Here is a 13,898-nt window from a genome sequence, read left to right as displayed (position 1 = left end):
GAACGAAGCCGCAGCGGAGTACCCCGGTACGGCGCACACAAACGCTACGCCGATGCGACGTCACCGGCATGGCCGACGCGCGCTGTTCGGGAATGCCGTGCCGCGTAACGGCGCACGAGCGCACGGGGTGGTGGGAAAGCGCCTCTCGCACGCTCTCGGGGGCCGCGCAACTGCGTGTCGCGGTCGGCGTTACGCCACACGGGTTTCCGTACACCCGTCCGGGCGTGTACAGAAGCGCGTTCCCGCCGACGGGCGAAACATGGGCAGTTGGTGCCTTCGCGGAAGCGGATTGGGATGCGGTTGCGGGGGTACTCCGCCTTTCTGTCAGTAGACCGACCGCGAAGGAGTGCGGCGTGACCTTCAATCCGCTTGAGCAGCGCGGAATTCCGCTGGACCGGCAGTTGCGCAACTGGCGTGAACTGAACGTGAAGCCGATCGACCCGGACCACTGTGACCCGTACACCCGGTGCCGCATCATCACGATGAACGGCATCGAGGTCGAGGCGATCATGTTCAGCCACCAGCTCGCCCGGCACACCAAGGACCCGGAGGTGAAAAGGCTTCTCGCCCGGACCCGCTACATCGAGGCGCAGCAGCAGAAGGTGGTCAACTGGCTGCTGCCGGGTGTCTCGTCGGTGCTGGAGACGACGATCGCCTACGAGCAGGTGGCGGTCGATCTGACGGCGTGGGTGGCGCGGATGGAGCCGGACCCGTACCTGAAGCAGGCGTACCAGTTCGGTGTGCTGGAGGACTTCGACCACCTGTACCGGTACGCGAACCTGTACGAGATGATCGAACACCGCAAGGCCGACGCGATCGTCGACGGCCTCACCGAGGTGATGCCGGGTCGCCCGACGCGCTTCCACCACCGCAACCCCGTCGACAACGTGCGTGACCCGTACGTGAAGGACGAGACGAACCCGCTCTCCAAGCTGCACGCGCTGACGATCATGTCGGCGGAGCAGCAGACGATGAACTTCTACATGAACACCGGCCCCACCTACATGGAGCCGATCGCCCGCCAGCTCTACCAGGAGATCGGGCTCATCGAGGAGGAGCACGTCACCCACTACGAGTCCCTCGTCGACCCGGGCGAGACGTGGTGGGAGCAGCTGGTCAACCACGAGTACAACGAGTGCTACCTCTACCACTCCTTCATGGAGCAGGAGAGCGACCCGAGGGTGAAGGCCATCTGGGAGCTCCACCTCAACATGGAGCTGGAACACCTGCACATCGCCTGCGACCTGATGCGCCGCCACGACGGCCGCGACCCCGAGTCCGTCCTCGCGCCCGAGCTGCCGAACGTGCTCACCTTCGAGCCCAACAAGGCCTATCTGCGCGAGCTGTTGGACACGCAGATGGACCTCACCACGCTCGGCGCGGGGTACGTACGGGACGCGCACGAGCGGTTCGAGAAGATGCAGGAGGACATCCACGGCGGCGAGGCGCCCCCCAGCGACCGGGTCATCGAGGAGCACGACGCCATGTTCGGCCGCGAGTACCGGGTCGAGACCGAGGGCGAGCACCCCGACCCCTCGCAGCGGGAGAAGGGCGGCAGCGGCGCATGAGCGACATGCAGACCCCCCACGCCGGGGACGACCGGGCTCCCGACACCGATGTCGTGTCCTTGCTGATGCGCCAGCACGGTGACATCCGCAACCTCTTCGATGAGGTCGAGGCCACCAAGGGTGACGAGCGCCGCAACGCGTTCCGCCGGCTGGTGCGCCTGCTGGCCGTGCACGAGACGGCCGAGGAGGAGGTCGTCCACCCCTTCACCCGGAAGAACCTGGCCGGTGGCGGGCAGGTCGCCGACGACCGACTGGCGGAGGAGAAGGCCGCCAAGGAGACGCTGGCTGCCCTCGACGACCTCGACACGGACGACCCGAAGTTCATGCCGCAGCTGCTGAAGCTGCGCGCGGAGGTGCAGGCGCACGCCCGGGCCGAGGAACGCTACGAGTTCACCCACATCCGCCGCAGTACCGACGTCACCAACCTGGCTGCGATGGCCAAGGCAGTCAAGGCGGCAGAGGCGGTGGCCCCCACCCGGCCCCACCCCGGAGTCGAGTCGGCGGCGGCCAACATGGCGCTGGGCCCCGTCGCCGCACTGATGGACCGCACCAAGGACGCTGTCCGCCAGGCCATGGGCAAGGACGGCTGAACCGCATGACGACGACGGCCCGCCCTCCGGGGCGGGCCGTCCGCGCGAAAGCCGGGAAGCGCAGCGAACGCGAGAACGGGAACAACGAAGGGATCACGTGATGATCAGCGAGACTCTGGTGCGCGAGTTGCTGGACTCGGCGGACGACTCCGCGCTCGTCCTGCTGGAAGGCCGCGCCAGGGTGGCCGGACGAGCAGCCCTGGACGGCGAGGACCTCCGTGGAGCGGTGGTGGTGCTGACACGGGCGGACCTCGTGGACCGGCTGGGCACCACGCATCCCACGCCGCAGGACGTCACCTTGATGGCGGCGTCGTTGGACGACGCGGTCGGCAAGCTCGGCGGCTGAGGGCGCGGGACGGTCGGGCGCAGAGCCCGGCGGCGCCTGCCGACCGGCACGGGTACCGGGTACGCGGTGCCCTCACATGGCGGAAAGTCGCCCGGCCCGGCCGTCCGCCGCGGTCGCGGAGACGCGGCGTGCGGGCCTGCCGGTGGGCTTCGCGTGGTGGGAGAGCACCCTCACCGATGGCGCGAGGTTCACCTCGCAGGGCGGTCCTCCACGTCACGTCGGCAGGCGACGCACCATCGGGTGTGCGGCACGGCGAGCAGCCGCTCGGGGTCGATGGCGGTACCGCAGGAGACGCAGAGTCCGAACGTGCCCCCGTCCAAGCGGTGGAGGGCATCCGTCGTGCGGGCGAGTTGCCGACGCGCTTCTTCGGCGCGGCCGTGTTCGTCCGCGAGGGCGGCGCGAGTGGAAGCGGCGTCTGCCGCGTCGAGGTCGCAGTCGGCCCGGAGCTCCGCCATCACTGCCTCGGCGGACGCCGCGCGTCGCCGGAACACCTCGACCTGCTCGGTGAGTTCCTCACGCAGTCTCTGCGACCCGGGGGGATCCGGCACGACGCTCTCCTCACATGCGTACAGCGTGCGTTCGTACATGCGGTGACCCTCTGGGGGGCAGAAGCTGTTGTCCCGGCACACCGGGCCCCAGCTTCCCGGCAGGCTCGTGATCACCTCATTGGCTTCGGCGATGACCGACGGGTCGATCCAGCCCAGCGGTACCACCTCATTGACCAGCGGCTCGTTGTCCGGGCCCCTCCCCGTCTCGACACCACGCAGCACCCAGGGGCGCGTGAACGCCCCTTTGAGGCGCGGCAGGTGCGAGTAGTCGTAGAGCCGCCGGGCCACCCACACATGAACGGGCCGGTCGCCCCACCAGTCCGCGACGTCGAGGGAGTTGACCGACAACCCGGGCAGAGGTACACCGGTGAGATCGTCCCTGCTGGAAACCGCGTCCAGGTCCGGCGAGGGGCCGCGCGACCAGCGCACGTACAGGCCCCGGTCGCTGCTCACCAACTTCGTCAGGTCGGCCAGCGTGGCAAAGACAGTCATCTCCGCGTCGCTCATGAGTCCTCGGTCGCCGGCCGCTGTGGACCGCAGGTGTCGGTGTCTGCCGGGCTGGGGGCCTGCCGCCGCTCCGACGGATGCCGGGGTCCCCGGGCGGAAACGACGGATGGTGGGCCCCGGGCCCCGTGGCGTCGGTGCGTCAGTCCGTGGACAACGCCTGCAGGAGTTCCCCGACCTGCGGATCGGGCAGGGAACGGGCGACGTCGGCCTGGGCGACCATGCCGACCAGGTCGTGGCCGTCGATCACCGGCAGCCGACGCACCTTGTGCGCGGTCATCGTGCGAAGGATCTCCTGGGCGTCGTCGTCCGCGCCGATGGTCACCGCTTCACCCTGTGCCAGCTCGCCGGCCGGACACGTGGCGGGGTCCTTCCCGGCGGCCAGGACCTTGACGACGATGTCGCGGTCGGTGAGCATGCCCTTGAGCTTGTTGTCGCTGCCGCAGATGGGCAGGGCACCCACGCCCAGATCCTTCATTTTGCGGGCGGCGTCGAGTACGGTCTCGTCCGCTCCGACGCATTCGGTGTTGCCGGTCATGATGTCGCGCGCCTTCGTCATCGGGACATTCCCCTTTTCTGTGCCACCGTCGCTCGTCGGAAACCCTGCGCGACGGTGTGTTCGGTGAGCATGACGTGACACTCGTTCCCCGCTGGCCGCGATGCATAACTCATGACAATTCACCCTTCCGGTGTGGGTGCCGCCCTGGGACGAGCGCCGACTCCGAGGGGAGCACCGGGTCGAACGGCGCCGTTGTACGTACGAGTCGCACGTGCGTGGTCGCACGGACATGGCCGCCTGCGGCTCCCTTCGGGAGGTGGACGAGGTGTGCGCCGCAGCCGGCCGTTGTCCGCAGGTCCGGTGGCGCTACCGGGCCGGCCGTGTGCGGGCGGTGCGGCGCGTCAGCAGGACGCCCAGCGCGATCATGCCGACGCCGAGGACGAAGTGGAGCCAGTTGTCGGCGGTGTTGACCGGGATGAAGTTCGCCGCACTGTCGTGGTCGATGAACAGACCGTAGAGCCACAGCAGGAGGTAGATGATCCCGCCGCCGACCAGATAGGTGCGGGCGGTGCCGGCAGCCCTGGCCATGGCGATTCCCGCGACACCGAACAGCAGGTGGACGATGTTGTGCAGGATGGACACCTGGAAGAGGCCCAGGAGCTTCGCCTCCGAGTGGTGTTCGGCGAACTTCATCGTGTCGTAGTGGGTGGTGACCCCGGGGATGAAGCCGAGGACGCCCACGAGGAGGAAGACGGCGCCGACCAGTAGCGCGGCCTTCTGTACAGCGCTCCTGGCGACGGGCGCGGGGCGGGACTGGGAAGAGGTCATGACAGCTCTTTCTGCCGTGGAACGGACGTTGAGGTCGGCCCGGTCTTTCCGGGCGTGACTGCTCGCTCCTTTATCCCGCCCCTGGGACTGTCATGCACGCGGAGCGCGTGGAGTCACGGGCCCGGGGGACCTGCCCGGACACGTCGGCCAGGCACGACTTCCTTGTGCGCGGGGCCGCCCGACGGGGCAGGATGAGGTCGGGAGCCGGCATGGACCGTCACGACGTCCACAGCCGGCCCGCACCTGGCGAGGCGAAGGAGGCGCATCCGAGATGACCGTTCACGAGGGCGGGCCGTCGGCCCGGGACCTGGAAGACGGACAGCTTCTGAAGGAACTGGAGGCCATCCACCGCACGCGGCACGAAACCCTGCTGCACGCGTCGGACGACGCGCTCACCACGCATACGGAACGGATGAACGAGCTGGAACGCGAGTACGTACGCCGTCACCCGCAACGCGCCCAGACCTCCTCCCGCACCCGCGCCGGCGCCCGCGCCCGTACCGGCGAGGACGACTGACCGTACGAATCCCGAGTCCCCCCGGCGCCATCCGGTCCTCCCGCTCCGGAAAGCCCGCACCCGAACAGCCCCGATGCCCGCTGCCACCCCGCTCCGGCGCTGTGCGGCGGGCATCGCGTGTGCCGCGTCGGCGTGGGCCGGGGAGGACCGACGCGGCGCGGTCACCCGTATGCCCCGTCCCACCGAGCCGTCCGCGCTCCGATGGCAGAGGCTGATCGAGAACTCGGCGGCCCAGGGCGCACTCGACGACCCGAGGTCGGCACCACGGCGCGCCGTTCCCCCGTACGGAGGAGATTCGGATGACCACAGCTTCGCCAGGGAAGTGGGAGCACGCCGTCGTCACGGGCGGCGGCGGTTTCGTCGGTTCGCATCTGTGTGCCGCCCTGCTGGCTGAGGGAACAGCCGTGACCTGCGTGGACGACTTCAGCACGGGGCGCCCGGAGAACCTGGAACCGTTCCTGGACCGCCCGGGGTTCCAGCTCGTACGGGCGAACGTGGCCGAGGACTTCACCGTTGAACGCCGCCCCGATCTGGTCCTGCACTTCGCCTCGCCGGCGTCGCCGACCGACTACCTGCGGCTGCCCCTGCACACCCTGGACACCGGCAGCCTCGGCACGCGCAACGCCCTGAGGCTGGCGCACCGCTCCGACGCCCGCTTCGTGCTCGCCTCCACGTCGGAGGTGTACGGGGATCCCCAGCAGAACCCGCAGAACGAGCGGTACTGGGGTCATGTCAACCCGGTCGGACCGCGCAGCGTGTACGACGAGGCGAAGCGGTTCGGTGAGGCCCTGACCACCGCGCACGCCGACGCGAAAGGCACCGACACCGCCATCGTGCGGCTGTTCAACACCTACGGCCCCCGGATGCGCGGACACGACGGCAGGGCGGTGCCCACCTTCGTCCGGCAGGCGCTGGATGGCGAGCCCCTCACCGTCACCGGCGACGGGAACCAGACCCGCTCGCTGTGCTACGTCGACGACACCGTGCGCGGCATCCTCGCGGCAGCCGCCCACGACATGCGGGGCCCCGTCAACATCGGAAACCCCACCGAAATCACGATGCTCGAACTGGCGCGCCTGGTCATCGAGCTCACCGGGTCCCGCTCGGAGATCCGTTTCATCGCCCGGCCGACGGACGACCCGGCCGTCCGCTGCCCCGACATCACCCTGGCGCGCGACAAGCTCGGCTGGGAACCGGACGTGCCGGCCCGGGAAGGGCTCCGGCGCACCATCGACTGGTTCCGCGCCACAGCGGAACGCTGATCGGCTGCGCGGCGCACATAGGGCGCCGCGGACCGCCGACGGGCGGTGCGTTCGCCCCTGCTGATCGGCGGAGCGTTCCTCCCACCGATCAGCGGCGCGAGACCGCGCCCCTCGCCGCGGAAGAACCACCGCGCGGACCCCATTGAGTCATGCTTCCCATTCGGTCATGTTTCCCGTGCCGCGGTCGCGCGACTGCGCAGGCTCGTACACCGGCACGTGCGAAGGACCCCCGACAGAATCTCGGACACCCCATGCGCGTCCTAGGAATCAACGCTCTCTTCCATGACCCCGCCGCCGCCCTCGTGATCGACGGCCGAACGGTCGCCGCCGCCGAGGAGGAACGGTTCTCCCGGCGCAAGCACGGGAAACGGCCGCTGCCGTTCTCGGCCTGGGAACTGCCCGAGCAGGCCGCCGCCTGGTGCCTGCGCAGGGCCGGCCTGCGGCCCCAGGACCTCGACGCGGTCGCCTACTCCTACGATCCCGCCCTCGCCAGACCCGCCGACGCCATGGGCCTCGACGACCCCTGGGACCACCTGCGCCAGACGTACGCCAGGGAGGCGCCGAACTTCCTCAGGACCGCCCTGCCGGGACTGGACCCCGGCATCGTCCGGTTCGTGCCGCACCACATGGCGCACGCCGCGTCGAGCGCCTTCGCCGTGCCGGATGCGGAGGACTCCTCGGTACTGGTGCTGGACGGCCGCGGCGAGCGTGCCTCGCACCTCGCCGCACGACGGGTCCGCGACACGCTCGAACCGCTGTACTCCCAGGACCTGCCGCACTCCCTCGGCCTGGTCTACGAAGAGCTCACGCAGCACCTCGGGTTCCTGCGCTCCTCCGACGAGTTCAAGGTGATGGCCCTCGCCTCCCACGGCACCCCGCGGATGCTGCCCGAACTGCGCCGGCACGTGTACCCGACCGGCGACGGGGGCTTCCGTGCCACCGCCGTGCCGTGGCACGAACTGTGCCCGCCGCGCGGCGCCGACGAACCGTGGACGCAGGACCACGCGGACGTGGCGGCCAGCACGCAGGCCGTCCTTGAGGAGACCCTGCTCGACCTGGCGCGCTGGCTGCACGGCAAGACGCACCACAGCGTGCTCACGCTCGCCGGCGGCGTCGCACTGAACTGCGTCGCCAACACCCGGATCGCCAGGGAAGGCCCCTTCGCCAGGGTGTGGGTGCAGCCCGCGGCGGGTGACGCGGGCACGGCGCTGGGCGGCGCGCTGCTGCTCACCGCGGACGGGGGCGTCCGGCCGGAGCCCATGTCCGGCGCTGACCTGGGCCGCGACTGGTCGGACGCCGAACTCGGCGCCCTGCTGAAGACGGCCGCCGTCACCTTCGAGCGCCCCGCGGACATCGCCGCGACAGTGGCGCGGGCGCTGGCGGAGAACCGGATCGTCGCCTGGTTCCAGGGCCGGTCGGAATACGGTCCCCGGGCGCTCGGCCACCGCTCGCTCATGGCGCACCCAGGGCACGCGGGCAACCTGGAACGGCTCAACGACGTCAAGGGCCGCGAGCAGTTCCGTCCCGTCGCCCCGATGGTGCTCGCCGACCGCGCCCCGGAGATCTTCGACGGCCCGATGCCCAGCCCGTACATGCTGTTCGTGCACGACGTGGCCGAAGCCTGGCGCGACCGTATCCCGGCCGTCGTCCACGTCGACGGGACGGCCCGCATCCAGACCGTGGACCCGGCGCAGGAACCCCTGGTGGCCCGCATGCTCGGCGAGTTCGAGAAGCTCACCGGCCTGCCGGTCGTCGTCAACACGAGCCTGAACACGGCGGGCCGCCCGATGGTGGACGACCCGCGGGACGCGCTGGAGTGCTTCGGCTCCTCGCCCGTCGACCTGCTGGCCATCGGCCCGTACGCCATCCGCCGTCAGGACCTCTTCCGGACCTCCGAGGGCGGCGGTGCCTGATGTCCACGCACCCGAAACGGACCGGCGGCACCGGCCGCGCCGCCGCCACGTACGCGGTGGTCGTCCCCACCCTGGGACGGCCCAGTCTGCGGGTGACGCTGCACGCGCTGGCCGGGGCCGCCGGACCGAAGCCGGACCGGCTGATTCTCGTCGACGACCGGCCAGGACCTCACGGCAGGACACCGCTGGAGGACCACGTCCCACCGTCCCTGTCCTCCGTCACCACCGTGGTCGGCGGCCGGGCCATGGGCCCCGCCGCGGCCCGTAACACCGGGTGGCGGGCGGCCGGTGACGTGCCGTGGATCGTCTTCCTGGACGACGACGTCGTCCCGGGGCCCGCCTGGGGGGACGAACTGGCCGCCGACCTCCGCGCGGCGAGGCCGCGCGACGCGGCGGTCACCGCCCGCATCGACGTGCCCCTGCCCGAGGACCGCAGGCCCACGGACTGGGAACGCAACACCGCGGGCCTCGCCACCGCCCGTTGGATCACCGCCGACATGGCCTACCGGCGCGAGGCGCTGGAGGCCGTCGGAGGCTTCGACGAGCGGTTCCGCCGTGCGTTCAGGGAAGACGCCGACCTCGCGCTGCGCGTGCTCGCCGCCGGCTGGAGGGTGGCCGCGGGAACACGCTCCACGGCTCACCCGGTGCGCCCGGCCGACCGCTGGATCTCGCTGCGCCTCCAGGCGGGGAACGCGGACGACGTGCTCATGACGCGGCTGCACGGGCCCGACTGGTGGACCCGCGCCGCCGCACCGCGCGGAAGGCTGCCCCGCCACCTCGCCGTGACCGCGGCGGCGGCCGGGACGCTCGCCTGCACCGTCCTGCGCAGGCGCCGGGCCGCCACCGCCTGCGCCGCGCTCTGGCTGGCCGGTACCACCGAATTCGCTCTCGCCCGGATCCTGCCGGGGCCGCGGAACCGCGACGAAGTGGCCACCATGGCGTGGACCAGCGTCTTCATTCCGCCCGCCGCCGTCTGGCACTGGCTGCGCGGACAGCTTGCCCACCGGGAGGCGCAGCCGCTCCAGGTGCGCGGGGCCGGACCCGGCCGCACCCCAGGACCGCCGGTCCGGCGGGCCCCCGAGGAACGGGTGCGCCGATGAACGGGCTCCCCGCGGCAGGCCCGCGACGGGGCTTGCACACCCGGGGCGACGGCCCCTGGCTGCTCGACGGACCACGCGGCAGACCACCGGCACCGGGAACCCGGGCGAAGCCGCGCGGCGACCGGGAACTCCCGGCGGCGGTCCTCTTCGACCGCGACGGCACCCTCGTGGAGGACGTGCCCTACAACGGCGACCCCGCACTGGTGAAACTCATGCCCACCGCGCGGGACGCCGTCGACGCCGTTCGCGCGGCGGGCGTCCCCTTCGGGGTCGTGAGCAACCAGTCGGGCGTCGCCCGCGGCCTGCTGACCGCTTGCCAGGTCGACGCGGTGCGGCGGCGCGTGGAGGAACTGCTGGGCCCCTTCGGGGTGTGGGCAGTCTGCCCGCACGGCCCCGGCGACGGCTGCGCCTGCCGCAAACCGGCGCCCGGACTGGTGCTCGCCGCGTGCGCGCGCCTCGGCGTGCCCCCCGGACGTACGGTCGTCATCGGTGACATCGGCGCCGACGTTCTCGCCGCCCGCGCCGCCGGGGCCCGTGGCGTGCTGGTACCCACCGCGGTCACCCGCGCCGAGGAGACCGCGGACGCGGACGCTGTGGCTCCCGACCTCCTCGCCGCCGTGCACCTGGCCCTCGCTCCACCGCGGACGCCCCGCACGGCGGCGCCCGCCCGCGCGCCGGAAACGGAGGCCTGGCGATGACCGGCACCCCCCGCCTTCCGCGCACCCTCGTCGTGCGCCTCGACAGTGCGGGTGACGTGCTGCTGGCCGGGCCCGCCGTCCGTGCGGTGGCGGCCGGCTCCTCGTACACCGCGCTGCTCTGCGGACCTCAGGGCGTCGACGCGGGGGCACTCCTGCCCGGCGTCGACGACGTCCTGGTGTACGACGCCCCGTGGGTGGGACTGGACCCGGCGCCGGTCACACGCGAAGCGACGCAACAGGTGCTCGACACGGTGACGCGCGGCCGCTTCGACCGAGCCCTGATCCTCGTCTCCTACCACCAGAGCCCGCTGCCCGTGGCGCTGCTCCTGAAACTGGCAGGCGTCGCCTGGACGGCCGCCGACAGCGAGGACTACCCCGGCGCCCTCCTGGATCTGCGCCACCACCGGCTGCCGCACCGCCACGAGGCTTCGGCGGCCCTGGACCTGGCCCGCGCCTGCGGCTTCTCGCTGCCGCCCGGCGACGACGGGGCGCTGCGCGTGACGACGCCGCCCGACACCACCTCGCTGACCGGTGGCGGACCCTATGTCGTGCTGCACCCGGGGGCCGCCGTGCCCGCCCGCGCGTGGAGTCCCGACCGGGCGCGGCGCGCCGCGGCAGCCCTCGCCGCCGCCGGGCACCGGGTCGTGGTCACCGGCGGTCCCGCGGAGCGGGAGCTGACCGCGCGGGTCGCCGCGGGGCACGCCCTCGACCTCGGCGGAAACACCGATCTGCGGCAACTGGCGGGCGTACTCGCGGGGGCGCGGGTCGCGGTGGTCGGCAACACCGGGCCCGGGCACCTCGCCGCCGCCGTCGGAACACCCGTCGCCAGTCTGTTCGCGCCGGTCGTGCCGGCTGAGCGCTGGGGCCCGTACGGCGTACCCCACGTCCTGCTCGGCGACCAGCGCGAGGAGTGCGCGGACAGCAGGGCGCGGAACTGCCCGCTGCCCGGCCACCCCTGCCTCGACGGTGTGGGGGACGCCGAGGTGCTCGCCGCCGTGGCGATGCTGGCCGACGGCACCACCACCCCCCGGACCTACCCGCGTCCGCCCGCGTCGCCGTCCTCGCCGACGGCGTCCCTGTCCCACCCGCCGAACGGAACGGGCCGTACGCCCGGCACGGAACGAGGAGCGAGCGTATGAACATCCTGCTGTGGCACGTACACGGTTCCTGGACGACCTCGTTCGTGCAGGGACCGCACACCTACCTCGTACCCGTGACACCGGACCGCGGACCCGACGGCCTCGGCCGCGCGCGCACGTTCGCCTGGCCCGACTCGGTGCGCGAGATGACGCCCGGTGAACTGCGCGACGCGGACGTGGACCTGGTCCTCCTCCAGCGGCCGCACGAAGCGGAACTGGCCGAACGCTGGCTCGGCGGACGGCGCCCGGGACGGGACGTGCCCGCGGTGTACCTGGAGCACAACACCCCGGACGGCGACGTGCCGCGCACCCGGCACCCGTGCGCCGGCCGCGACGACCTGACGCTCGTGCACGTCACGCACTTCAACCGGCTCTTCTGGGACAACGGCACCACCCGCACCGAGGTGATCGAGCACGGCATCGTCGACCCGGGCCACCAGTACACCGGCCGCCTGGCCCGGGCCGCCGTCGTCGTCAACGAGCCGGTGCGCCGCGGCCGTCACACCGGCACCGACCTCCTTCCCGCTCTGAGCGAGGCGGCGCCCCTCGACGTCTTCGGGATGCGGACCGAGGGCCTGGCCGCACACCTGGGCGTCCCCGAGGACCGCTGCCGCACCGCCGACCTCCCGCAGAGCGAACTGCACGCGGCACTCGCACAGCGACGCCTGTACCTGCACCCGGTGCGCTGGACGTCCCTCGGTCTCTCGCTGCTGGAGGCCATGCACCTGGGTATGCCGGTCGTGGCACTCGCCACCACCGAGGCGATCGAGGCCGTCAAACCCGGCACCGGCACACTCTCCACCCGTCCCGAGGTGCTCGCCCGGGCGGCCCGGCACTACCTGCGGGAACCGGAGGCCGCGGCCGAGGACGGCGCGCGCGCACGCCAGGCCGCTCTCGAACGGTACGGACTCAAGCGCTTCCTCGACGACTGGGAGCGTGTGCTGACGGAGGCGACCTCATGACCTCGACCCTCGATCCGGCGGCTCTCGACGCGGAGCCCGGCGGTCCCGGAGCGCTCTCCATCGCCCTCGTCTCGGAGCACGCCAGTCCGCTCGCCACGCTGGGCGGCGTCGACGCGGGCGGCCAGAACGTGCACGTCGCCTGCCTCGCCGGCGCGCTCGCCGATCGCGGGCACCGGGTGACCGTCTACACCCGCCGTGACTCGCCCGGTCTGCCCGTACGCGTCCCCCTGTGTGCGGGAGTGGAGGTGCACCACGTGCCCGCGGGCCCGCCCGAGCAGATCCCCAAGGACGAACTGCTGCCCCACATGCCGGAGTTCGGCCGCTACCTGGCGCGCACCTGGCGCGGCGCGCTGCCCGACGTGGTGCACTCGCACTTCTGGATGTCCGGTCTGGCCGCGCTGCGCGCCACCCGCGAACTCGGCCTTCCCCTGCTGCACACGTATCACGCGCTCGGCACGGTGAAGAGGCGCCACCAGCAAGTCGCCGACTCCAGCCCGCCCCAGCGGATCGCGCTGGAGACGGAACTGGGACACGGCTGCGACCGGATCATCGCCACCTGCCGGGACGAGGTCGCGGAACTGGGCAGGATGGGCATTCCCGCCACCAAGACCGGCATCGTGCCGTGCGGCGTCGACACGGAACTGTTCACTCCCCGTGGGCCGGCCGCGCCGCGCGGCGCCCACCGGCACCAGGTGCTCCAGCTGGGGCGCCTCGTGCCGCGCAAGGGCGCGGCGGTCTCCATCGCCGCGCTGGCCCTGCTGCCCGAGACCGAACTGCTCGTGGTCGGCGGGCCGTCCGCCGACCGGCTGGACGAGGACGCCGAGGTCCGCAGACTGCGCGCACTCGCCCGGAAGGCGGGCGTCGAGGACCGGGTGCGCTTCACCGGTGGCGTACCGAGCGCCCAGGTGCCGGCGCTCCTGCGCGCGGCCGACGTCGTGCTGTGCCCCGCGGACTACGAACCGTTCGGCATCGTGCCGCTGGAGGCGATGGCGTGCGGCAGGCCGGTCGTCGCCAGCGCCGTCGGCGGGCAGCTCGACACGGTGGCGGACCCGGTCGCGGGCCGCCTGGTGGAGCCGGGGGATCCCGAGGCCCTGGCCCGCGCCGTCCTCGAACTCCTCGGCGACCGGGCCCTGCGTGAGGCCTGCGGCGCGGCCGGCCGGCGCAGGGTCCTGCGCCGCTACGGCTGGGGGCAGGTCGCGGCGGCCACCGAGGCGGCCTACTGCGAAGTCCTGGACGCCCTGCCCCGTGTGACGGGGGTCGGGGCGGTGTGAGGCAGGTACCGGACAGTCCGGCCGGGCTGCCGTACCGAACGGTCCGTCAGCCTGCAATACCCACCGAACTGTCCGGCAGGTGAGCACTGTCCGTCAGGTGCGGTACGCACCGGACAGCCCGGTGCGGATGCCCGTACCGAACCGACCGCCGAC

The 13,898-nt window shown here is 72.3% G+C and carries 14 protein-coding genes; 11 read left to right on the top strand and 3 right to left on the bottom strand.

Features of this window, described 5'->3' with window-relative positions; genetic code table 11:
* Window positions 1–353: 353 nt before the first annotated feature.
* From HNQ79_RS24855 to HNQ79_RS24845, 3 genes are all read left to right on the top strand, one after another.
* Window positions 354–1,568 (top strand): hypothetical protein, encoded by a 1,215-nt coding sequence (locus HNQ79_RS24855; protein WP_185034726.1) that lies wholly within the window; start codon window positions 354–356, stop codon window positions 1,566–1,568.
* On the top strand, window positions 1,565–2,158 hold the full coding sequence (locus HNQ79_RS24850) for a hemerythrin domain-containing protein (protein WP_185034724.1): 594 nt from the start codon (window positions 1,565–1,567) through the stop codon (window positions 2,156–2,158). Before HNQ79_RS24855 ends, HNQ79_RS24850 begins: the two co-directional genes overlap by 4 nt.
* A 100-nt stretch (window positions 2,159–2,258) precedes the next feature.
* Entirely contained in the window at window positions 2,259–2,504 is a 246-nt protein-coding gene (locus HNQ79_RS24845; RefSeq protein ID WP_185034723.1) for a hypothetical protein, read from the top strand.
* A 188-nt stretch (window positions 2,505–2,692) separates the two neighbouring features.
* Here the strand turns inward: HNQ79_RS24845 and HNQ79_RS34815 are convergent, their stop codons facing one another.
* The 3 genes from HNQ79_RS34815 to HNQ79_RS24825 all read right to left on the bottom strand — a co-directional run bounded on the left by HNQ79_RS34815 (window position 2,693) and on the right by HNQ79_RS24825 (window position 4,883).
* Complete coding sequence (locus HNQ79_RS34815; protein WP_373312549.1) at window positions 2,693–3,559, bottom strand: DUF6098 family protein; 867 nt, start codon at window positions 3,557–3,559, stop codon at window positions 2,693–2,695.
* Window positions 3,560–3,698: 139 nt separating this feature from the next.
* The gene (locus tag HNQ79_RS24830) at window positions 3,699–4,115 is read right to left on the bottom strand and encodes a CBS domain-containing protein (RefSeq protein WP_185034722.1); all 417 of its coding nucleotides are present in this window, start codon (window positions 4,113–4,115) and stop codon (window positions 3,699–3,701) included.
* A 306-nt stretch (window positions 4,116–4,421) separates the two neighbouring features.
* Complete coding sequence (locus HNQ79_RS24825; protein ID WP_185034721.1) at window positions 4,422–4,883, bottom strand: DUF4383 domain-containing protein; 462 nt, start codon at window positions 4,881–4,883, stop codon at window positions 4,422–4,424.
* Between the two features lie 271 nt (window positions 4,884–5,154).
* On the opposite strand from HNQ79_RS24825, the gene HNQ79_RS24820 reads away from it, so the two are divergent.
* The 8 genes from HNQ79_RS24820 to HNQ79_RS24785 all read left to right on the top strand — a co-directional run bounded on the left by HNQ79_RS24820 (window position 5,155) and on the right by HNQ79_RS24785 (window position 13,745).
* Window positions 5,155–5,400, top strand: coding sequence for a DUF6158 family protein (locus HNQ79_RS24820; protein WP_185034720.1), 246 nt, complete (start codon window positions 5,155–5,157; stop codon window positions 5,398–5,400).
* A 299-nt stretch (window positions 5,401–5,699) separates the two neighbouring features.
* Window positions 5,700–6,662, top strand: coding sequence for an NAD-dependent epimerase/dehydratase family protein (locus HNQ79_RS24815; RefSeq protein WP_185034718.1), 963 nt, complete (start codon window positions 5,700–5,702; stop codon window positions 6,660–6,662).
* A gap of 251 nt (window positions 6,663–6,913) precedes the next feature.
* Window positions 6,914–8,575, top strand: coding sequence for a carbamoyltransferase family protein (locus HNQ79_RS24810; RefSeq protein ID WP_185034716.1), 1,662 nt, complete (start codon window positions 6,914–6,916; stop codon window positions 8,573–8,575).
* A complete protein-coding gene (locus HNQ79_RS24805; RefSeq protein ID WP_185034714.1) occupies window positions 8,575–9,675 on the top strand; it encodes a glycosyltransferase family 2 protein in 1,101 nt (366 codons plus the stop codon). Before HNQ79_RS24810 ends, HNQ79_RS24805 begins: the two co-directional genes overlap by 1 nt.
* Window positions 9,672–10,373: a D-glycero-alpha-D-manno-heptose-1,7-bisphosphate 7-phosphatase gene (locus HNQ79_RS24800; protein ID WP_185034712.1), complete on the top strand. Its 702-nt coding sequence runs from the start codon at window positions 9,672–9,674 to the stop codon at window positions 10,371–10,373. The genes HNQ79_RS24805 and HNQ79_RS24800 overlap by 4 nt, the downstream gene beginning before the upstream one ends.
* Window positions 10,370–11,512, top strand: a complete 1,143-nt coding sequence (locus HNQ79_RS24795; protein ID WP_185034710.1) for a glycosyltransferase family 9 protein — start codon at window positions 10,370–10,372, stop codon at window positions 11,510–11,512. The genes HNQ79_RS24800 and HNQ79_RS24795 overlap by 4 nt, the downstream gene beginning before the upstream one ends.
* Window positions 11,509–12,474 carry a glycosyltransferase gene (locus HNQ79_RS24790; RefSeq protein ID WP_185034708.1) on the top strand — a complete coding sequence of 322 codons (966 nt, stop codon included), beginning with the start codon at window positions 11,509–11,511 and terminating at the stop codon, window positions 12,472–12,474. The genes HNQ79_RS24795 and HNQ79_RS24790 overlap by 4 nt, the downstream gene beginning before the upstream one ends.
* Window positions 12,471–13,745 (top strand): glycosyltransferase, encoded by a 1,275-nt coding sequence (locus tag HNQ79_RS24785; RefSeq protein WP_185034706.1) that lies wholly within the window; start codon window positions 12,471–12,473, stop codon window positions 13,743–13,745. The genes HNQ79_RS24790 and HNQ79_RS24785 overlap by 4 nt, the downstream gene beginning before the upstream one ends.
* Window positions 13,746–13,898: the final 153 nt, after the last annotated feature.

The sequence above is a fragment of the Streptomyces candidus genome (genome assembly GCF_014207445.1).
Lineage (GTDB): Bacteria > Actinomycetota > Actinomycetes > Streptomycetales > Streptomycetaceae > Streptomyces > Streptomyces candidus.
This window is presented reverse-complemented; position numbering and strand designations above follow the sequence as displayed.